Genomic DNA, 18917 nt, shown 5'->3' with positions numbered 1-18917 from the left:
GGAAATCATCCGCTGCCTGAAACGGTATCTCGTTCGGCAGCTCTATCCACTCATCGTCCAGACGCTGCAGCCTCGACGCCAAACGACCGCCGCTTGACAGCAAGTCAATAGGAGTGTCGTGTGGGACGGATGTCCACCGATCGGCGGGACATCGAAGTCGGCATTGGCGGAGCCGTCGTACGTTGGCGCCGGCTCGTGGTCTCCGCGCACGGCCGAGAACGCGGCCGTTGCTCGCCCGCGCAGGCTGTTACCGGTCTTCTTGTCTTTCGCGGGCGGGGTGTCCGGCGTAGCGGTGTAGGCCGGCTCGGGTTGCGGCTCAGTCGGGGCCCGAGGCGGCGCTGGGCGCGGCCGCGTCGGGCGTTCCTGCATGCGAGGGGCAGCTCCAGCCGTCCCGGGGGCAGCTACCTGTGCAGGCGGCATCGGCCTGCGCGGCGGCCTGCGTTCTGGGACCGGAGGAATGGTCGGCGTGACAGCAGGAGGAGCCGACGCTGCGGGCGGATCGGCCGGCGCGGGCGTGTAACCCGGAAGCGGGTGCACGGGCCGATACCCGGGCGGCGGGGTGGGAGCTGACATTCAAGGCCTCACAGATCGGTGGCGTCGGGCGGCGTGGTCAATTCACTGCGCGGGCACATTCAACTTCCGTGCTTCTCCACCTCGGCCTGGCCGCGATCGGGGTCGCTATCCCAGGGGTCGAGCCCCCACTCGCTGTCCGTCTCGTCCCAGGGGTCCGGACCAGGGTCTGGCGGCAATGGCACGTCGGGATCGCCCGGATGTCCAAAGACGGGCTCTGAAACCTGCTGCACTCTCCTCGGCGGTGGCGCCGCGACGGCCCACGGATCCTCGGCGGCGGTCAGCACGGGCACCGCCGCGGCCTCGCGCGTAGGTTCCTCGACCGAAGCGGCATCCGCCGACAGCACGTGAGCGAGCACCGCGTCCGACCGCACCCGCTCCCATGTCTTGTCGAGCACCTCGTCACGGAGGGCCTCGGCCTGTTCCACCGCGGCCGGATCGCCGAAGAAATCGTGCCGGTTCGGAGGTTCGAGCACGGTCACCAACCGCAGCGGCTCGAACCACATGTTCGGCCCCTCGTTGACGGTGTGCACCGCGCTCAGCGTCGGCGTCTTCGCGATCCAGATGAACTCGCGGGTGTCGGTCGCGTCGTCCTTGTTCAGCTCCTGCAGCGTTCCGAGGGGAATGCGGGTCTCCCGGACGGAATCGGTCATGCCCGAGTTCATGGACCGGGCGCCGGACCACAGCCGCCACCTGCCACCGATGTCGATCTCGTGCTTCATCCGTGGCTTGCGTTTGTCGACCTGTCCCGAGAATCCGCAGACGGCCTGATCGTCGGCGTCGGATCCGAGCTGAAAACAGAAGAGGTTGTAGACCTGCTCGAGCACCTGGTTCGCCCACACGCCAGTGCCGTCGACGGCGACGAAGTCACCCCAGCCCTGCGACGAGAGGACCACACGGATGCCCTCGTTCGACGATTTGTTGAGCAGCCCGAGCAACGCGGCCGCGGCCGCCGTCGACTTCGCAGACCCGAGCTCCTCGACCTGCACCACGAACGGCTTCCACGGCGTCGCGTCAGCTTTGCGGGAGGAATCCCCGGTCAGCCTCCGGACATCGGCGATGTTCTTCCGCAGCGTCGAGGTCGTGTTCTGCAGATCGAGCAGCACCATCGTCGACACCAGAATGGACAGGCTTCGGTAGTCGTTCGACGGCAGCGAGAACACGACGATCTCTCCCTGCAACACCGCCCGGACGAGATCGATCGTGTCGGTCGCATCGCGTCCCGGGCGCAGTCGACCTCCCAGCGCCGACGAGTTCGCGAACTTCGAGATCAGCGTCTGGCTGTCCCCGATCGCCCCGGCCAGCAGATTGCCCGCCCCGCGGGTCTTCTGCCCCATCTCCGCGACCCGCTGCTGCAGATCGTTGACGCGGCGTCGGGCATCGACATCGGCCATCGACGGATGCGCGCGAAGGACCGCGTCGACCGTCAGCTGGTTGGCTGCCTTGTCGAGGGCGGCCGGGTCGAGGATCGCGGTGAGCGTCTCGAGCCCGCCCTTGCCAGCGGAGAACCCAGTCAGGTCGGCGATGTCGAACGCCAACATCACGACATCCTCGGCTGTCCGCAGGTATGCCGCCGCGTCGCCGTCACGGTCCACCGAATTGAGGAGCATCGCGGTCTTGCTGTCACCGTTGCCGCGCACCAGCGGGTCGTAGAACGAGGGCTGGGTGCGCGCGTACGGGTGCGGGCGCCGGTAGGCGCCGGAGGACTTCTCGTTCAGCGTGAAGTGATGGAACGCCCGATTCTCCTGCTGCGCGACCTCCGCCCAGTAGGAGGGAATATCGTCGCCGCCCTTGAAATCGATAATGCACGCGCCGCCACCGGTCACCCGGACCTGCTGAGCGTTCATCGAATTCGCGAGTCGTGTCTTGCCGGTACGGGGCCCGCCGAGCACCAGCGCCGGCAGCTTCAACGTGTCGAGGTCGCATACGGCGGGGTGACCGTATCGGCCGATGCCGACGGCCACCTGCCCCGCATCGTGGCCGTGCCGGCGAAGCAGCGTGGTCGTGGCAGAGATCGGATTCAGTGTCATGTGGTCGCCTCGGTCGGTGCGATGGTGTGATGGCCGGCGCGGATCTGTTCGGTGACGCGGCGCGCACGCATCCGATCGAGGACGCCGACAGGCCGCCAGTTCGAGAACTCGGGTCCTTCGATCTCGCCGAGCTTCTCCCGCTTGAATCGGCGCACCCGGGTGAACACCGCGGTGACCGCGAAGCCGACAGGCAGGGCGAATAGGAGCTGCCCGAGTACCGCGGCGCCGGCTGTCGACGTCGCGACGTCCCGCAGCGCGGCGCCGACATCACCGTCGACACCGGAGGCCGCGTCGGCCAGCGATGCGCCAGCCAGAGATGTGATGAGCCACGCGGGAAGTCGGAGAGGCTGGAGCGCCCAGGCCAGTACCGAACCGGAGATGAGGACGCCGAGTAGGAAACTCAGGGCCGCCCAGGCTGCCCACCACCGCCCGCGGACTCGTCGCCGCTCGACGACGAGCAATGACACCGCAGTCACTGCGATCGTCGCCGGAACCGTGACGATCGGAACGAGCACCGCCAGGACGCGGGCCGCGATCGGTAGTCCTGCAGACGTTTCGTTGGATCGCCCTGACGACCCAGGGTCCTCGTCGTAGCCGTCCTCGTCGGACATCGTGCTCCCTTCACCGGAATTCGGTCGGAAGCAGTCTCGGAAACGCCTTCTCCAGGCCCCGGCGCGCGCGAGTCGACCGGCACAGGATGCAACAGGGAGTCGTGTTGCATCCGAGAGGCCGCATCGCTCGTCCGGTAGTTTTCGAACCAAGACCGCCGAAGTACGGCGGCCGCGGAAGGTTGGGGAAACGGTCGTGACCCGGATGAAGACGTACGCAGGAAGTGCGCTCGCTGCGCTGTGCTTGATCGGTGTCTCGGCATGCGGTTCATCCGACGATGACGGGAGCGAAGCGGCATCGGGGACTGGGTCGTCGACCGCCGCCTCCGCGACGCGTTCTGGCTCAGTGAGTCAGGTCGACGGGCGCGTCATGCTGGAAGTGAATTGGAACAAGGAGCAGAAGAAGATCGGGTTCGACAACGTCTCCCCTGCCCTTGCGTCCGTCACATGCGAGGGAACGGGACCGTCATTGAAGGCGGATGTGGTCTTCCCGAATGACATTCAGGTCCAGATCGACGGTGCCACCGAGACGGTCGTACTGACCGCGCCGGAGATACAGCCCGTCACGAATCCGATACGCACGGAGTCTGTGACTTGGGGGATGAACGGAGTTGAGATCGACGGCACCGGCGACGTGCAGCTGAAGCTGGCTGAGGAGGATTCCCCTCGGAACGCCAACGCGATCTTCTCCTTCCTGGTGACCTGCTGACAGCCCCAGGCTGTCCCATAGTTCTGAGGTCCTCGAGATGACAGTCATCTCGAGGACCTCGTGCTTTATGCGCCACCGACCTGTCGGCGGTCGCATCACGACCCGAACTTCTCCGTCGGGAGTTGCTCATCAAGAGCGTCGGGAGGTGTCACCACCAGAACTCAAGCGCTCGCGGCCCGATTTCGATAGCTGCGCCCGGCAGCCCGGATGCGCGCTGCAAGGGCCTCCGGCGGGTGCTTCATCGACCCCACCAGTGTCCCGAGTTCGGGTACGACAGGGTGAGGGGTCCGCGCATGAGCGAGCTGTTCGATGCGGTCGGCGAGAGGATCGATGTCCGTGTAGGCGCGAGTGTCTTCTGCGACGACGACGGTGATCGGCGCCTCGACTCCGAGTTCTCTTGCGGCCTCCTGGGCGTGGCGGGTCCACGCAGCGATGTAGGCCGTTCGGTCGTCGTCGTCGAGTTCGGCGATGGTGTCGAGTTCGTCAACAGGGGCCTGTTCTCGTTCTCGGTCGTCTGCGTGGTGGTTGAGGAGTTGTTCGATCGCGTCGACGTCCTCGATGTAGACGTCTTCGAGGCCTGAGTTGTACCAGTACTGGTCCACGTCCAGCAGCACACGGACAGGCGCGGTCCGTCGTCGCGGAAGGTCCTCTTCCATGACTGTTCCGTTGACGAGCTGGGCGACGAGGTCAGATTCCCAGGAGCCCGTCCGCCCGATGAGCAGCCGCTCGACTGATCCGACGTTCGCGGTGACGGAGGCGAGGATGCCGGCGAGCTCGTCGGCGAAATCGATGGCACTGCCGTCTTCTCGGGTGCTGAGCGCAAGTGCGGTCAAGGCCTCGATCGCCTTGTGCCGGGCCTTCGGGTCGGCACCCGATTGGGAGGGCTGCAGGAGCGATGTCTCTTCGACTGCAGAGGTGGGGTCTGCGCTGCGGGCAACGGCGCGCATGGCTTCCGGGAAGGTGGTCTCGGGGTGCGCGGCCTGATAGGCGCGGGCGGCTTTCTTGCGGGCCGAGTTCTTCGTCATGGCGGGCTCCGATCACATGGTCGTCGCGGCGCCCCGCATCCGCCGCCACGGACGATGTGACGGTCTTCAAGGGGGGGTTGCAGATCCGGTGGACCTTGCCCTCAGGCGCGGCCGGGGTGGTGATGCGGGCACCTGTCGGCAGCGTCGGGGTCAGCCATGCAACGTGGCTCTTGCTCACGAAAGTAGCAGAACGTCGCGGATCTCCCCTGACAGCAGGAGATGGCTCGTCGTCGTGATGGAAATGCGGCGTGAATGTGCAGGTAGATGAGTTAATGGGGGTAGGTCGTTGTCTGTGACGGCCGGGTGAGAGCGCGGTGTCCGCTCGTTTCGTGAAGTTCCGTGACCTGGGCTTTTGGCGTCTCGCCGGCCGTCATTTGGAGTAGCGTCCCATTTTGGTGGCGCGAGTAGCGCTAATGACAGTTAGCGCCAACACTGATGCGATGACCAGGAATGTGGCGATCACCGACTTTGAGGCGGTCCGCCTATCCGCACACCGAGGGAATCCGGTCATTTCGGGCGTCAGGTGACCGACGCCGACGGGCGCTGAATCCCCCTCGCCACGGCCCATTGCGACTCATCGACCCGCTGCGGAAACCCCAAGATGAGGATTCGGCCACCTTATGGCGCAACCCGTTATGTCACGTGACGGAACGGGCCGGTGAGGCCGCCCAACTACCCGCCCGACCAGGACATTCCCCTCCGCCAGCCAACGCCCAGCGGCAACTGAAACACCCCGAACATCGGCCCGACAGGATCCCTACGACCTGATCGCCAGACGCTTGGAGCCGCCGATGACCTACCGCAACCGCCCCTCCCGCATCGCCGTCGCAACGCTGCTCGCCGCCACCACCACATTGACCCTCGCCGCCTGCACCCCCACCAGCGACAATGCCCCGAAAGTCACCCGAATCGAAGGCGACCCCAAGACGTGGGTTCGCGTCCACACCATCGAGCTCTCCGACGGAACGTCCGTCCTGTGCCTTTGGGAGCAGAGCACCGGCTATGACGCCGGCGGCCTCAGCTGCGACTGGGCGAACAAGACCACCCCCAGCGAGTAGCCACTCCCCTCCCCCAACCCCAAGGACATCTCGATGCCGCCGAACTTCCGCCTCACATACGACTACGACGACCCCGACCTGACCCCACCCTCCCCCGGGGTCGACCTGATCATGCAGGTCGGACTCGTGGAATCGCTGCCCGGAATCGGTCCCGCCACCGGCGGACAGTACATCGGAATCCCCCGCGCGATCGGTCCGCTGCACACCCGTCTCTGGAGACCCCACGACCAGGTCGAGATGACCCTCCCCAACACCGATCTGCAGCTCTGGCACGCCCCGTTCCACGTCGCTGGCCATAGCCACGGCGAGTTCAAGCTCTCGGAACGGCGCGGCTGGCACTGGCTACGGTGGACGGTCGCCGACCATGTCGCACACGACCTCCGCCAGCTCCGGACTGAAGCGGACCTCGGGGTCACTCCGGTCTACTCCGAGACGGCGAGCGATCCGCTGGTCATCGTTCCCTGCGGAGCCGCCAAAGCGCCCTTTCCCTGCCCGGCCGGAGAGCTGTACACCGGCAGCTACCACCGACTCACCCGCCGCGCCGCCGATGCCCTCACCAGCAGCGACAACATCCGCATCATCAGCGCCCTCCACGGCCTACTACCCCTGGACCAGGTCATCGCACCGTACGATCTGCGCTTCGGCCGACCGGGATCCGTCACCGCCGAGCAGCTCCAGGAGCAGGCCGATCAGCAGGGACTCCTCGGACACCCCAATGTCGTCATCCTGGCCGGACGTGACTACACCAGGCTCGCGCAGCAGGTGTGGCCACACGCCCGCACACCGCTCGCTGGCACCCGCAGCATTGGCGAACAACAGCATCGCCTCGCCCGCATCGCCGCAGGTGAACCGATCGAGCAGCTCGCAGCGTAAGACGGTTTCCCTGCCTATATCCGGAGTGGATCAGAAGGTGAAAATCGCGTCCCGGTACTCAAATCCAGGGCTGACCTCCATCACGAGATCTGTCGGGTCCATGACGCTGTACGCCACCTGAAACTCGGCTTCTCGGCCTGGGAGGATCACCACGGTGGGAGTACTTCCCACGTTGCTCGCGGAGTCGTAGATTTTGCTCGCTTCCCGGTTACCGCTTTGCAGGGTCGTGGTGAACAACGCCGGGTCGTAATTGTCGGGTGAGCCGTTGACGATCGTGATAGTGAAGACGATCGCTTGATCACCGGGTTCAAATCCAGAGGCGGTTCCGCTGGGTGTGAAGGGCTCCGGCGGCGCTACTGCCACTGCGAGCCCGTTCCTGAAGGTGAATCCTTCTCCGAACTTCGCCGTCGCCGGTTCGTCGGAGGTAGTTGCCGTCGACGTCGCATCTGGGCGGTTGATACCCGTCCCTGCGTCAGGTGTGGATTCACCATCGGTTTGGCTGCAAGCGGTGAGTGTCGCCACCGTAGCCAGTAGAAGGAATCCAAGCTTCCGGTATGACATCCCAACCCCTAGAAGTGTGATCTGGAACACATCCCCCTGTTGATGGTGTCTACTTTGCCTCTCCATGCGTTACGCCGCTGGCGCCAGGACGACGGTCTGCCGTTGTGCAGGGACGTCGGTGATCCTCAGTAGGCTCCCTTCAGACAGGAGAGGAGCGGTGGTGACAACAGAGCACGTGCTGGGAGAAACCATCCTTGCCGCACCGGCCCCGGTGGCCGCGGGTAACCCGGAGCTGTCCACAGCACCCGTCCTCTCCGCCGAATCCAAAGCTCGCATCGTCGCCGCACTCGAACAGCGCCACTCCCCCTCCACTGCCCGCAACTACCGGCAGGACTGGGAGAAGTTCACCGCATGGTGCAGCGCCCACGGCCACATCTCGATACCGGCCCACCCCGCCGTCGTCGCCGACTACCTCACCGAATGCGCGGACCTGCGTACCGAGACCGGCGAGCGCGCCTACTCGATGAACACCCTTGCCCGGTGGGTCGCTTCGATCAACTACTGGCACCGCGCCGTCGACCACCGCGCACCCGGCGAATACCAGCTCGTCAAGGACACCATCTCCGGTCTGCGCCGTACCTACGCCGCGGCCGGCGACCGTCCCGTCAAACGCGTCGCGCCGCTCGAGCTCGCCGAGATCGAGCACATCGTCACGACTCTCCGCGCCGAAGCCAACACCTGGCAATCCCGAACGCGCGAGCGCCGCGACTCCGCACTGCTGCTCCTCGGGTTCCTCGGTGCGTTCCGCCGGTCAGAGCTGTCCGACCTGCAGATCCGCGACGTCACCATCCACTCCAGCGATGGCCTCCACATGCGGGTCCGCCGCTCGAAGACCGACCAAACCGGCCACGGCCTGATCAAGGCCGCCCCTGTCGCCCTCACCCACACCGTGTGCGGCCCCTGCGCCTACCGCCGCTGGCTCGACGTGATCGCCGCCCACCAAGCCGCCGGCCGACCCGGCATCATCCGACTGCTCCGCACCGACGACAACCCAACCGGGCACGTCTGCCATCTCCCCCACCCCCAGCTCACCGACATCGACGTTCCGGTGTTCCGGCCGATCCGTGTCAACGGCAACCTCGGCGACACCGCACTGTCCGGGCAGGCCATCCACGCCGTCTACCGCAGGGCAGCCCACGCCGGCGGCCTCTCCCCCGCGAAGATCGCCCAACTCGGCGGCCACTCCGTCCGTGCCGGCTTCGTCACCGAGGCACTTCGCAACGGCGCCCAACCTCACGAGATCCAGCGGCAGACCGGGCACGCCTCCCCCGTCACGGTCGGAATCTATGCGCGTGAGCACAACCCGCTGACCGGCAACGCCGTCACTCGCTTCGCCCGCTGAACTGGGGCGGAACCACCGACTCGTCACGGACGGTGAGAGGTGTCCCCACCAGCCAGGTTTTCGAACAACAAAGACGCCGGTGGACTACCCGAGGTTGTCTCGGAAAGCCCACCGGCGTTCCCCGTAGTGGGGACCAGTGCGGGGCGCAGCTAGGTGCCGTAGGTCAGGGCCACGACCGCGAGCACCGCCACCATCGGTGAGAAGAACATCAGCGGGAACTCCTCGGTCACCCGGAGCTGGACGATGCCGCGGTAGGAGAGAAACCCGAGCATGAACGCCACGAACGCAATGACAAGCAGCAGCCACCACAGCGGATTGAATGAGCCGACCAGGTCGGAGAAGAACGGTGGCGCTTCGGGCTTGATCTCGGGGATCTGGGCGAACACGGGGGTGACGGACATGGAACCTCCGATCGTGGGCGGACCGCTCGACCAGCCGCCGAGCTCGACGCCGACCTTCCCCTACGCCTTCTCCACGTGTTTCACCCTCACTGGCAGGCACTCGGAAAGTACGTGACTGTATGTGGGTGCCACCTAGGTGGCACTCGCTGGCTCTGCTCTCGATGGTCGCCTCGGTCAACTCCACCGACGCGCTACGACGCTCTACAGCAGGAGACCCCGAACCGGCGCTGTCCCCGGCCGCCGTCGAGATCTACGCATGTGACTACACCGATGACGAGCGATGTCGTCACCATCCACATTGCTGGGGCGGCGCGACCCCCGCGGGGAAGAAGTCGAGGCGGATCGTGTCAGACCGCGGTAGCAGAAAAGCGACTCCGGTGTCGCGGCTCCATTCGGCAGGGAGCAGCAGGTACTGATTGCCGGACTGAAGAACGAGCTTCAGTCCGTCGTAGCGAAAAGGGTAGGCCGCATCGGCCTCATCGCAGATGAGCTCGACGACACCCGGTCCGGAAAGGCCGAGGTTCTTTGCTGAATGAACCAATACGCTCGGTTGTGCCGGCAACTGATCGACCTGATCCATTGCTCGTCCGGTTCCCACGGCGGCGGCGTAGTCCGCGACCGCCCAGAACAATCCAGCCCCAACGAGAACAAACACTGCTGCCCACTCGCCCGCACTGAGTGAACCTGCAGATGACTCGACGTTGTGCTGGTGCGTTCGACGGAGCCGGATCGCCGCGGCGATCAAGAGCGCTCCCACCACGATGCACAGGCCAGGTAAGGCAACAACCCAGTTGAAGGGTGTCTCACCCCCGATACTGATCATGCCGACTCCGACAAGGATGAGGCCGACGACGGTGGCCCCGATCGTTACCACGCGGGGGCAGCTACCAATCCGCGGAAGCACGAACTCCCATAGTTTCGTGCGGAAGAGAATGTATGCCGTCAGCAGGCATCCAAGCACTGCGAGCGGAATGAACAGGAAGTCCTGGCTACGCATCAGGTAGTCCTGGGTTGTCAGCCCGAGGGTTGTCGAATTGACCCCGAAATAGTCGAAGAACCAGTACGCATGAGACCACCCGAAGAAGAAGAGGAGCGCGGTGACCAGCGTCGTGGGCGCAGCGATGTTGCGGACCACACCGCCAAACCGCGACAAGCCGGTCTCTACGGGTGAGTCGGTAGCTTCCGGGGGTTGTCTCGTAGCCGGACGCCGCAGGCCCCGCATCATCCGTTGCGGACGGTCGACGGCGCGCGCATCCCTGCGTCTGAGGCTGTCGGACATATATACCCGATCGATCGCTGATCGCTGACTATCCGCCGGTAGGCGCGGCCGGTTCTGAAGGCCCAATCTCGACGTCGGGTGTGTCGGTGTCGGGTGTGTCGACGTCGGGTGTGTCGGTGTCGGGTGTGTCGGTGTCGGGTGTGTCGGTGTCGGGTGTGTCGACGTCGGGTGTGTCGGTGTCGGGTGTGCCGTTGTCCGGTGTGTCGTCGCTCCCGAGGTCAGGGCCAGGCATCGGACACGGCTGACTACCGGTGATCCTGACAATTACCGCCGTCTCGGCATCGACCGTTACGACCTCATCCTTCGTCGGACGATCAGGGTTGAATCCCCAGAAGGTACAGGTGCCCGTCGGGTCGGTGTTCACATACGACAGCGTGACGCAGTCGGAATTGTTGCCTGCATCCCTGCATGCCTGTGCGAATGCGGCGTCGATCGCGTCCTTCGTCCACGTGTCAAAAGGCCCGCCCCGCTGCGAGAAATACGGAATCTTGATCGGCGAGCCCTTAGCAGCTGGCGGCTGGGCACCTTGCTGACCAGGTGATTGCGCACGATCCCCCGGCTCACCATCGGTTTCCGAAACCTCCGCGGATTCAGAGCGATTCGCCTCGGACGTCTCCGGACTCGGCTTCACACACCCCGACATCACCGCGGCCGCGAACACGAACATCAAACAGTTCAGCGCAGTTCCTGCCGAGACACACGCACATCCGCTACGACGAACTGACCTCGTTTCGAGGACACCGCGAGTACATGCCATGGCCCTCTCCTACCCAGCATTTCGTGTGAATCGATGATGCTCCGTGCTCAGGAACGGGCGCATGAGTACTCGAATACTCGAATTCTATGCTGCCTTCCCGCGCGCTGGCCCTCGCGACCCTCGGAGTCACCGAAGTATCGGGTTCACCTGCATGGATGAGGGAAAATCAGCGCAGCTCGAGGTCGGTCACCACATCGACATCTGTTGGTCATCGACCGCACGGCGGCGTCTAGGCCGCCCGCCCGACCTGCGCGCAGCGGGGGCGTGGACCGCTGGCGTATGAACTGAGGGTTGGTCAGATGCCCACCGGCTACGGGCTGCGTCTGCGCAAAGCCCAACCGCTCCGCCGATCTGCTCCCACGTCATCCCCGCCCGCAGGGCTCGTTGCACATCCACTGCCGGATCCACACCAGCGAGGTGCTCGATCGCGATCCGTGTCAGCAACCGTGCCGCACTATGGTCGCGCAACTGCTCCGGAGAATGGACACGGCAGCGTCCGATGGCGTTATCCACGACACGGTCGAGCAACACGTCGACCTTCTCCGCGAACAGGCCAGCAGCATCGACGAGACGCTCATGGTCGGCCCAAGGCTCTCCCATGACGGCAGTGTAAGCAGCAGAAACGGTTGTTCGCAGGACGATGGAGGCCTCGGGACGGTCAGAACTACCCCAGGATGAACTCACGCGCTGCCATTAGAGTCGGCTCCACGACATCGATCGCATACCTGTTCCGGTGTGAGCTCCCCCAGTTTTTCGGAGCATGGGCTGCCGGGTGACTGAAACTGGCAATCGTGGTTGGAACCCCCGCGAACTGGGCGTACTCCAACTGCTCGTTCTGGGAAGCGATCCGCTCGACGTGCGCAAGGTGCGGTTTGATCAGCGACCGAAGTGTCGTGCTCTGCAGGATTACCAACGTGGGCTCAAGGATCCGGACTGTCGCGGCGAGATGCGGAAGGCATGCCCGGTCCATCGATGGAACGCCTGCAGCCTGGAATCGACGCCCCTTCGCAGAGTCGACCGGCCGAACCGCAGAGCACAGTCGCTTATTGACCAGGGCGTAGCACTGCATGACGTGCTGGGGCACCGGATCGTTCGACAATGACAGCAGTTCCCCGGCCCGGTCGGCACCCAGGGGTCGACCAAAGGCAACACGGAGCGCGCTTGTAGTACCCAGCATGTGCGCATGCCGGGTACCGAACTTCATCCTTATCGCCTCATCTTGCTGCAAGCGGCGTGCCTCAAGTGAGACGTGCCGGTCCGGACGCCCCATCTCAAGGCCCAGGACCAATACCCGCAGAGGTGAGCCGTCCTCGAACATGTCGTAGTGGAGTCCCACATGTGAAAGCTGTCCCTCGTAGAAGTCGGCGCCCTTCGTCGCTGCTGCACTGCTGCAACTGGTGGCGGAGCGACAGACGAAACCGTCCGTGCCGTAGACCGACCGGGTCATGTACTCGTCGAGGTCGGCAATCCGCTGACGAGTTCGCTCTGGGTCGCTGCTGAACTGAACCATCAGCGGAAACTACTGGAGGTCGTCGACAACAGCCACGGCCGGTCGCGGCGCGTTGAAACACCGCACTCAAGCCACCCATACCGTCGCCTCACCATCACCGACAGCCGGGAGGCACGCATGACCACTCCCACTGCAATCCCCGCTCATATCCAGGTCAGCCCGGGCGCACTTGCCCCTATCCCCAGCGCCACCCTCGTCGGAGAGCACGACGGACACGTCCGCGTCACAGGCTCCGTCGAATCCTCCGCCACCTTCCGCGGCATGTTCCTCGTCGAAACCGAGGTCGGCTCGCTCTATCTCGATGCCGATCTGCCCGTCACCATCGTCAATCCCGAACTCTCCGAAGACGACGACCTCGTTGCCTTCGCTCACACCGTCGGCTTATTGCAAGCGTCCCGATCGTTACTCGACTAATCCCGCCTCCCACAGCTGCGAAGGGGAGGCGGGCCGGAGCGTGTTTCGGGCCTGGCTAGCCTTCTCGCGTGACCGACAACCGACCGTCCAATGACTTCCGCCGTGTTCAGGGGCCGTTGACCACCGCTGACGCGGTCATCCTGGGTATCGCTGTCTCGGTATTCCTCGCGGTGCTGGTGGTAGGAATTGCGGCCCTATGGCACATGGCGAATCCCGAGCAGATGAACGCGAGTTGGTGGGACGCGGCTGGTGCTATCGGGACTTGGTATGCGGGAACGATGACGTTGGCGGCGGTCGCAGCAGCGCTTCGCGAAGGGCGGCAAGCCAAGAGGATCGCCAATTACGCTCAGGCTTCAGAAGAGCGTCGACACCGCCAACGACTCTTAGAGGAGAAGATCCATGCGGATCTCCAACGTGTCTCTGAACTGGTTCCTGATCTTGAAGCGTTTGCGAAGGCGATGGCCACCGCAGATCTCCAGTACCTGACCGATGCGATATTTCCACCGTCCGGCTCAACGAAGACTCTTGCGTTGACAAGAAACGGACCTGTGTGGAAGCCGGGTCGGAAGCCTTCATCCAACTTGATCAAGGACTACGGCACGTTCCTCACAGCATGCAGTGACATTACGGAGAAGCTCCAGACCGTTCGCGTTTCCGTCAGAGTGGACTCGGTTCGAGACGCAGTGGCCCAGGCGATAGAGATTGTTGCGTTGATCCAGAGCCAATTGTTCTCCTGGTTCCTTCAACTTGCTCAGAGCAAGGACGAGGCGTCGAGCGAGGGGAAGCTGAAGGCAGAGAAGCTGACTGAACTCGAATCGCACCCTCGTTGGAAGCCCCCTGGCCATCTTCATCCTGCGGCTCGGCTAGCTCAAGAAGTCATCTATGAGGCGCTGGACGCTGCGCAGAAGCAGGAGAACACGCCTGACGATAATGGCCCCGACGATGCGACGATGACGGCGTGATCCGCATTGATGGGAAGGGTACGTCCGCGCCGTTAGGCGCTGTTGCTGTGCGATACCGTCACGATTGGCAGCTGTTCGCGGACTGGTGCACCGCGGTCGAGGCGTCCGCGCTTCCGGCGGACCCGCTGACGATCGCTCTGTTCCTCGACGAACACCCCGCCGCCATGAGCACTCACCGCAGTCGCGTGACCGCGATCAACACCGTCCACACCCGCTGCGGTTACCCCGCCCCAGGGACCGCGCATGCATTGCGGGAACGTCTCACCCGCCGGACCCATCCCCGCCCGGACCTGCGGGACACCGCATTGGACGTGATTCGCCGGCTGCCGACCACGGGCTGGCCCGGAGGTCTCTTCGGCCGACGCGACTCCCTTCTGCTCACCCTGACCTGCCGCATGGGCCTCTCCCCCATCCAGGTCGGACGCCTCCAACGCAGCGACGTCACCTTTGACGGCCGCACCCTCCGCATCCCCAGCCACGGCATCGTCGTCCCCCACGACCCCCACGAATCACCCCGCACCGAACAGGTCGCCGTGTACCTGCGGTGGGCCAGACTGCAGGCCTTCACCGACCGCACCCCCTCCAACCGGTGGCTCGGCGAGTCCCTCACCAACGCCACCCCGGTCACCGACGACTCCGTCACTGGCCTCCAACTGCTCCCAGCGATCCGGCACAACGGACCGCTGCTGCCCTCGTTCGACAAGTGGGGCCACGCCAGCCTGAGCCGCGTCGGCCTGTCCCGCCGCGCCATCACCCGCATCCTCACCGCGCACCTGAGCGGCACCACCAGCACTCGGGAACAACGGCAGGTGAAGTTCTTCGACGACGGCTGGGCCGACGCCGTCGAGGACGTCGTCGAATCCATCAGCGAAAACGATGCAGACAACATCAAGCCGGTCGAGCCACCAGAGCTGTCCAGCGAGGAACTCGCAGCACGCTACGAAGCAGGTCTCGCTGCGCGCCGCGGCACCGCGAAAGCGATGGCTGACCTTGAGCCGGCCTTCGAAGAGCTCGACGACCGCACCGACGAACTCCTCGCTCGCATCCAAAGTCTGCTGGAAGTGGTCCAGCCAGGGTAGGCCGAGACCTCGTGGGTCTCCCTCGAACTGTCTCCCCGGAGGGGCTCTTGTCAGAATGGGACGGTCTCTGGCTGGGTCAGTAGCCGAACTGGTCCCGGTAGGGGCAGTAATCCCGAAGTGTTACCGAGGCGAAGAACGCCGCGTCCTGGACAGAGAGCGCGTATTCATCCCTTGCGTGGTCGTAGTTGGGACCGGCCCTGTACTCGCGGGCATACTTCGTCGGGTAGGCCTTCACGAACCCCAGAGCGGTACCTTCAATTTGGCGAGTACTGGCGCCGAAATGGCTCATGCGGCAGATGCGCTCGGCGACATCAAGAGCCTCGTCCAGCTCTAGGGAGGGCACCTCGAAAGAGTCAGCCAAGCTCTCGTAGTACGTCTCTGGGCCCGGCTCGGCCGGTGCAGCGTCGGGGCTCGTGCTCTGCTCGTGAGCGGATTCGTCATCGGCAAGCACGAGGGTTGCGCCGACCGTCAAGGCTACGGCCACCCCGCCGATGATCAGGACGGTGCGCGTGCGGATCATCGGGCTCTCCTTCCCTCTTAACCGCAGTATGCCCACCTCGTTCGATAGTCATTCGCCCACACGCTCGAGTGTGGAGAAGGCGGTTTCTAACCTCTGCGGGCATGAGGGAGAAGCGGTTCGAGACGGGTCTGTCGCACCTTCGTACCTACGTCGAGCAGCACGGTGACGGGCACGTTCCCAGGTCCTGGATGTGCCCGGACTGCGGGTTCGCTCTGGGTAGCTGGGTTGCCCATAAACGGGCCGCGATCCGCGCCGGCAACACCTCGCTGGGCCCGGAACGGATCGCCCAGCTCCACGCCGCCGGCTTCGAGACCACCAGCCCTCGCGGTGTACGCGGCCCCACCTCACTGCACCAACAGCAGTGGGATCACGGACTGAACCATCTGCGGGCGTACGTCGCCACCCATGGCAACGCCGATGTCCCCCGCCGCCACGTCACCGAGGATGGCTTCGCCCTCGGCATGTGGGTGCAGTCGCGCCGCAAGGAACTGCGAGCCGGAAAGCTCACCGCCCCGGACCGCCTGGAGGCACTGTCCAAGCTCGGGTTCATGGAGCACTCCAACCGCCGCGGAGGATTCGCCGCACCCGGCCGGAATACCGCCGCTGAAACAGGTGGAGAAGCGGTAGGCAATCATGGAGCCCCGTCGAGGCAGAACTCGGCGTAACAGACAACGGCACTGTTTTCCTCCCCTCGAAACAGTGCCCCGCCGGTCACCGCGCTCCTCCCCTCACCGCGGTGACCAACACGGCCCGGGCTCGCGTCTCCCCTCGACGCGAGCCCGGGCCGCACTCATCTCGACGCTCGGAGGGGCTGCTTCCCCTACTTGGCGCCTGGCTGATAGACCCGGGCAAGCACCAGCCCCAGCACAGACAGCGCAAGGAATCCAAGCCACACCGGGGTGGCGGACGGGACCGTCAAGACTGAAATGAACAGCCCGCAGATCGACACAACCAGCAGGCTCGACCACACCACCGTGCGGACCGTAACCATGAACGCGGCCCTTGCGGCACGAGCCGCGCGGACCTGATCGATACCCGCCACGAAGTCCTTCGCGTGCTGGTTGACAGGGAACAAATTGCCGTCGGAGGTATAGGCGAACAAGCCGATCCCGTGCTCGTCTGCGTACCCGACGGCGTCCTGCGTGTACGGCGAAGGGGACAGCAGCTCCGCGAAGAACAGCATGTCCTTGGAATGTTCTGCGCCCCGCGCCCCGTACAGACGTTGCAGATCCGGCCGCCCCACCTTCGAGTGCATCCACTTCACTTGAGCGACTGCACGGCGGGCAACGACGTCGACGCCCCCGTCAGCGCCGCGCCCGGTCACCCTCGCATCCGGGAAGCCCATATCCCTCATCTGTGACGCCGCGAACTGCTCGGCGTCCTCTGGAGTGGTGATGTATCGGGACTGAGAATCCATGGTGCGACCTCCGGATCTGCCGACACTGTAGCCACTCGTAGCACGCATTCAGGTCAGATCAGGAGCCCAAACTCTGCAGGCGTTGCAGCGTTCGCGGACGCATCAACCACTCCTCGAACTCCAACGCAGAGTCATCCCGCTCCCACACCTGCAGCCACTGCCGCCACACCCGATACGAGCACCGCAGCGACGGCGGCAGCGTCTTCTGCGACAGCGCGTACCGCACCCCGTCATCACGGCCCTGCGCCGGCCGCACCACCATCGGCCGACCCTTCACAGACCAGTCCGGAGCCTGTCCGGACTCAAGGAAACCAAGGTCCGCGAGCAACCCGTCATCCCACCCGCCGACACTGCGCCGACCCTCCAACTGCATCTGCACATCCGGGGTGACCTCCCACAGCACCTGCGCGATATGACCGGCCTCGATCGACATCTTGTAGCCCCGCAGCACCTGCAGCATCCGCCACCGCTCCTTGTGCGTGATCTCCATTTCCACGGCCACAATCCGCCCACCGACAATCGCCGTGAAGTCCGGCCAATGCAGCTCCCCCGCCACCCCGACCGGCACCCCGAACCACCGCGCACGCCCCGCCCCATCCATCGTCGGCGAGACCGCCGTTCCGAACTCATCCGCCGCCGACGACCCCGCCACCGCCACACCCACGAACCGTGCGAACGCCTCCGCCGCCTGCCCACTGTCATTCGCGCGTTCCACCGCCCGCATCTGCCGCTCGGACACCACCCGCACCCCACGGGCACGCATCCGCAGCGCCGCCTCCGCCACCAACAACCGGTGCAGCATCCGCTCCTCCGACGGCACCAACGCCCGCAGCTCCGGGAACCCCGGGGCCGCCGCGGCCGCCATCCCCGCCGCCGTCGGATACAACACCGTCCCCGCCCACCGAAGGTTGTCGGACCGCTCCAACAGCCCTGCCTCCCGCATGTACTGCACCCGCTTGCGCGCCGTCTCCCACACCCCGCCATAGAAGTGTTCGGCGGCGTGCCGAAGCGTGATCGCACCGAACGCACCGGCGAACTCCAACAACTGCTCATCCCCCGGCGTCCGACGCCACCCGTGCCGCCGCACCGTCCCCGACGACATCCCTTGATTCCCCCGCCGCGCCGTCGCCGCCCGCCGCTTCCGCGTCATCGGAACCCGGTACCCCGCCCCCAAATCAGACGCCTTCTCCACGTACTCCGGCACCGACACCACTCCTCACATCACGTCCAACGCGCCAGCCCAGGCCCCGCAGCCACACCAGCCACAAGGCCCCCACCAACGCGCCCCCCACACGGGGGCTTACCGCGCACACCCCATCACCCGCCTTCTCCACCTGAAACACCTGCGAAAAGCCCCCACCCCACCCCCGCCGACCACCGCCACTCACCTCCACCCGGGGGTGTCGCGGGTTCCACTGGTCTCGTGCCTCGCCGGTGGTGCCACTGCTGACCCCTTGGGTGTCGGTGCCCGCGCGGTGCGTGGGGGTCACCCCTTTTGGGCGGCCTTGGTGTGAACCCCTTGGTTCCTCGCTCGCTCGGAACGCTGCGTGGTTCACGGGCCGCCCAGGGGTGAGGACCCCCTCGCATCGCGTGGGTGTGTGGTGGTCGCCTTGGACGAGGGTGTTGCCCCCGGGTCAGCGCGGGCTGCCCTTGTCGGGTCAACCTGCTGCGGCGGCCGCGCAGGGGTGGTGACTGTTCGGGTTCGCGCCGGAGGCGCTGCCGGGCACGGCCTCGGGGTGTTCACCCCGGTTGGTGGCTTCTGGGTGGTTGCGGTGATCGCCGTCCTGCCGGGTGGGCCTCCG

General features: G+C 65.3%; 19 protein-coding genes. 8 read left to right on the top strand and 11 right to left on the bottom strand.

Going from position 1 to position 18917, the window contains the following annotated elements; genetic code table 11:
* Positions 1-632: 632 nt before the first annotated feature.
* The gene (locus tag K3M35_RS20220; protein ID WP_138846058.1) at positions 633-2600 is read right to left on the bottom strand and encodes a hypothetical protein; all 1968 of its coding nucleotides are present in this window, start codon (positions 2598-2600) and stop codon (positions 633-635) included.
* Entirely contained in the window at positions 2597-3211 is a 615-nt protein-coding gene (locus K3M35_RS20215) for a hypothetical protein (RefSeq protein WP_138846057.1), read from the bottom strand. The genes K3M35_RS20220 and K3M35_RS20215 overlap by 4 nt, the downstream gene beginning before the upstream one ends.
* 193 nt (positions 3212-3404) lie before the next feature.
* Between K3M35_RS20215 and K3M35_RS20210 the strand changes: the two genes are divergently transcribed.
* Positions 3405-3917 carry a hypothetical protein gene (locus K3M35_RS20210; RefSeq protein ID WP_138846056.1) on the top strand — a complete coding sequence of 171 codons (513 nt, stop codon included), beginning with the start codon at positions 3405-3407 and terminating at the stop codon, positions 3915-3917.
* 161 nt (positions 3918-4078) lie between these two features.
* Here K3M35_RS20210 and K3M35_RS20205 read toward each other — a convergent pair whose 3' ends face one another.
* The gene (locus K3M35_RS20205) at positions 4079-4942 is read right to left on the bottom strand and encodes a hypothetical protein (RefSeq protein ID WP_138846055.1); all 864 of its coding nucleotides are present in this window, start codon (positions 4940-4942) and stop codon (positions 4079-4081) included.
* A gap of 791 nt (positions 4943-5733) precedes the next feature.
* Here K3M35_RS20205 and K3M35_RS20200 point away from each other — a divergent pair.
* A complete protein-coding gene (locus K3M35_RS20200; protein WP_138846054.1) occupies positions 5734-6000 on the top strand; it encodes a hypothetical protein in 267 nt (88 codons plus the stop codon).
* 33 nt (positions 6001-6033) lie between these two features.
* On the top strand, positions 6034-6873 hold the full coding sequence (locus tag K3M35_RS20195) for a DUF6884 domain-containing protein (RefSeq protein ID WP_217580306.1): 840 nt from the start codon (positions 6034-6036) through the stop codon (positions 6871-6873).
* Positions 6874-6903: 30 nt separating this feature from the next.
* Here K3M35_RS20195 and K3M35_RS20190 read toward each other — a convergent pair whose 3' ends face one another.
* Positions 6904-7395 (bottom strand): hypothetical protein, encoded by a 492-nt coding sequence (locus K3M35_RS20190; RefSeq protein ID WP_217580307.1) that lies wholly within the window; start codon positions 7393-7395, stop codon positions 6904-6906.
* Between the two features lie 199 nt (positions 7396-7594).
* Here K3M35_RS20190 and K3M35_RS20185 point away from each other — a divergent pair, with 199 nt between their 5' ends.
* A complete protein-coding gene (locus K3M35_RS20185; RefSeq protein ID WP_254707609.1) occupies positions 7595-8776 on the top strand; it encodes a tyrosine-type recombinase/integrase in 1182 nt (393 codons plus the stop codon).
* 149 nt (positions 8777-8925) lie between these two features.
* Here K3M35_RS20185 and K3M35_RS20180 read toward each other — a convergent pair whose 3' ends face one another.
* The 4 genes from K3M35_RS20180 to K3M35_RS20165 form a co-directional block, all read right to left on the bottom strand.
* Positions 8926-9177 carry a hypothetical protein gene (locus K3M35_RS20180; RefSeq protein ID WP_217580309.1) on the bottom strand — a complete coding sequence of 84 codons (252 nt, stop codon included), beginning with the start codon at positions 9175-9177 and terminating at the stop codon, positions 8926-8928.
* A gap of 286 nt (positions 9178-9463) precedes the next feature.
* Positions 9464-10312 (bottom strand): hypothetical protein, encoded by an 849-nt coding sequence (locus K3M35_RS20175; RefSeq protein ID WP_217580310.1) that lies wholly within the window; start codon positions 10310-10312, stop codon positions 9464-9466.
* 172 nt (positions 10313-10484) lie between these two features.
* Entirely contained in the window at positions 10485-11123 is a 639-nt protein-coding gene (locus K3M35_RS20170; RefSeq protein WP_220666900.1) for a hypothetical protein, read from the bottom strand.
* 754 nt (positions 11124-11877) lie between these two features.
* Entirely contained in the window at positions 11878-12723 is an 846-nt protein-coding gene (locus tag K3M35_RS20165) for a hypothetical protein (RefSeq protein WP_217580312.1), read from the bottom strand.
* A gap of 117 nt (positions 12724-12840) precedes the next feature.
* On the opposite strand from K3M35_RS20165, the gene K3M35_RS20160 reads away from it, so the two are divergent.
* The 3 genes from K3M35_RS20160 to K3M35_RS20150 all read left to right on the top strand — a co-directional run bounded on the left by K3M35_RS20160 (position 12841) and on the right by K3M35_RS20150 (position 15178).
* Positions 12841-13137 (top strand): hypothetical protein, encoded by a 297-nt coding sequence (locus K3M35_RS20160; RefSeq protein ID WP_217580313.1) that lies wholly within the window; start codon positions 12841-12843, stop codon positions 13135-13137.
* Between the two features lie 68 nt (positions 13138-13205).
* The gene (locus tag K3M35_RS20155; protein ID WP_217580314.1) at positions 13206-14099 is read left to right on the top strand and encodes a hypothetical protein; all 894 of its coding nucleotides are present in this window, start codon (positions 13206-13208) and stop codon (positions 14097-14099) included.
* A 47-nt stretch (positions 14100-14146) separates the two neighbouring features.
* Entirely contained in the window at positions 14147-15178 is a 1032-nt protein-coding gene (locus K3M35_RS20150; protein ID WP_217580315.1) for a hypothetical protein, read from the top strand.
* 76 nt (positions 15179-15254) lie between these two features.
* Here the strand turns inward: K3M35_RS20150 and K3M35_RS20145 are convergent, their stop codons facing one another.
* Positions 15255-15698, bottom strand: a complete 444-nt coding sequence (locus tag K3M35_RS20145; RefSeq protein ID WP_217580316.1) for a hypothetical protein — start codon at positions 15696-15698, stop codon at positions 15255-15257.
* 101 nt (positions 15699-15799) lie between these two features.
* On the opposite strand from K3M35_RS20145, the gene K3M35_RS20140 reads away from it, so the two are divergent.
* The gene (locus K3M35_RS20140; protein WP_217580317.1) at positions 15800-16363 is read left to right on the top strand and encodes a helicase associated domain-containing protein; all 564 of its coding nucleotides are present in this window, start codon (positions 15800-15802) and stop codon (positions 16361-16363) included.
* Positions 16364-16518: 155 nt separating this feature from the next.
* Here K3M35_RS20140 and K3M35_RS20135 read toward each other — a convergent pair whose 3' ends face one another.
* Together K3M35_RS20135 and K3M35_RS20130 are read right to left on the bottom strand one after the other, a co-directional pair.
* Entirely contained in the window at positions 16519-17115 is a 597-nt protein-coding gene (locus K3M35_RS20135; protein WP_220666899.1) for a restriction endonuclease, read from the bottom strand.
* 58 nt (positions 17116-17173) lie between these two features.
* Positions 17174-18157: a hypothetical protein gene (locus K3M35_RS20130; RefSeq protein ID WP_220666898.1), complete on the bottom strand. Its 984-nt coding sequence runs from the start codon at positions 18155-18157 to the stop codon at positions 17174-17176.
* Positions 18158-18917 lie beyond the last annotated feature (760 nt).

The sequence above is a fragment of the Rhodococcus sp. DMU2021 genome (assembly GCF_019641445.1).
Classification (GTDB): domain Bacteria; phylum Actinomycetota; class Actinomycetes; order Mycobacteriales; family Mycobacteriaceae; genus Rhodococcus; species Rhodococcus pyridinivorans.
Note: the sequence above shows the minus strand (reverse complement) of the source record. Positions and strands in the feature narration are given on the sequence as shown.

Coding starts and splice junctions, on each gene's coding strand:
- K3M35_RS20220 (WP_138846058.1), bottom strand. CDS start 2,600: ATGACACTGAATCCGATCTCTGCCACGACCACGCTGCTTCGCCGGCAC.
- K3M35_RS20215 (WP_138846057.1), bottom strand. CDS start 3,211: ATGTCCGACGAGGACGGCTACGACGAGGACCCTGGGTCGTCAGGGCGA.
- K3M35_RS20205 (WP_138846055.1), bottom strand. CDS start 4,942: ATGACGAAGAACTCGGCCCGCAAGAAAGCCGCCCGCGCCTATCAGGCC.
- K3M35_RS20200 (WP_138846054.1), top strand. CDS start 5,734: ATGACCTACCGCAACCGCCCCTCCCGCATCGCCGTCGCAACGCTGCTC.
- K3M35_RS20195 (WP_217580306.1), top strand. CDS start 6,034: ATGCCGCCGAACTTCCGCCTCACATACGACTACGACGACCCCGACCTG.
- K3M35_RS20180 (WP_217580309.1), bottom strand. CDS start 9,177: ATGTCCGTCACCCCCGTGTTCGCCCAGATCCCCGAGATCAAGCCCGAA.
- K3M35_RS20170 (WP_220666900.1), bottom strand. CDS start 11,123: ATGTTCGTGTTCGCGGCCGCGGTGATGTCGGGGTGTGTGAAGCCGAGT.
- K3M35_RS20165 (WP_217580312.1), bottom strand. CDS start 12,723: ATGGTTCAGTTCAGCAGCGACCCAGAGCGAACTCGTCAGCGGATTGCC.
- K3M35_RS20160 (WP_217580313.1), top strand. CDS start 12,841: ATGACCACTCCCACTGCAATCCCCGCTCATATCCAGGTCAGCCCGGGC.
- K3M35_RS20145 (WP_217580316.1), bottom strand. CDS start 15,698: ATGATCCGCACGCGCACCGTCCTGATCATCGGCGGGGTGGCCGTAGCC.
- K3M35_RS20140 (WP_217580317.1), top strand. CDS start 15,800: ATGAGGGAGAAGCGGTTCGAGACGGGTCTGTCGCACCTTCGTACCTAC.
- K3M35_RS20135 (WP_220666899.1), bottom strand. CDS start 17,115: ATGGATTCTCAGTCCCGATACATCACCACTCCAGAGGACGCCGAGCAG.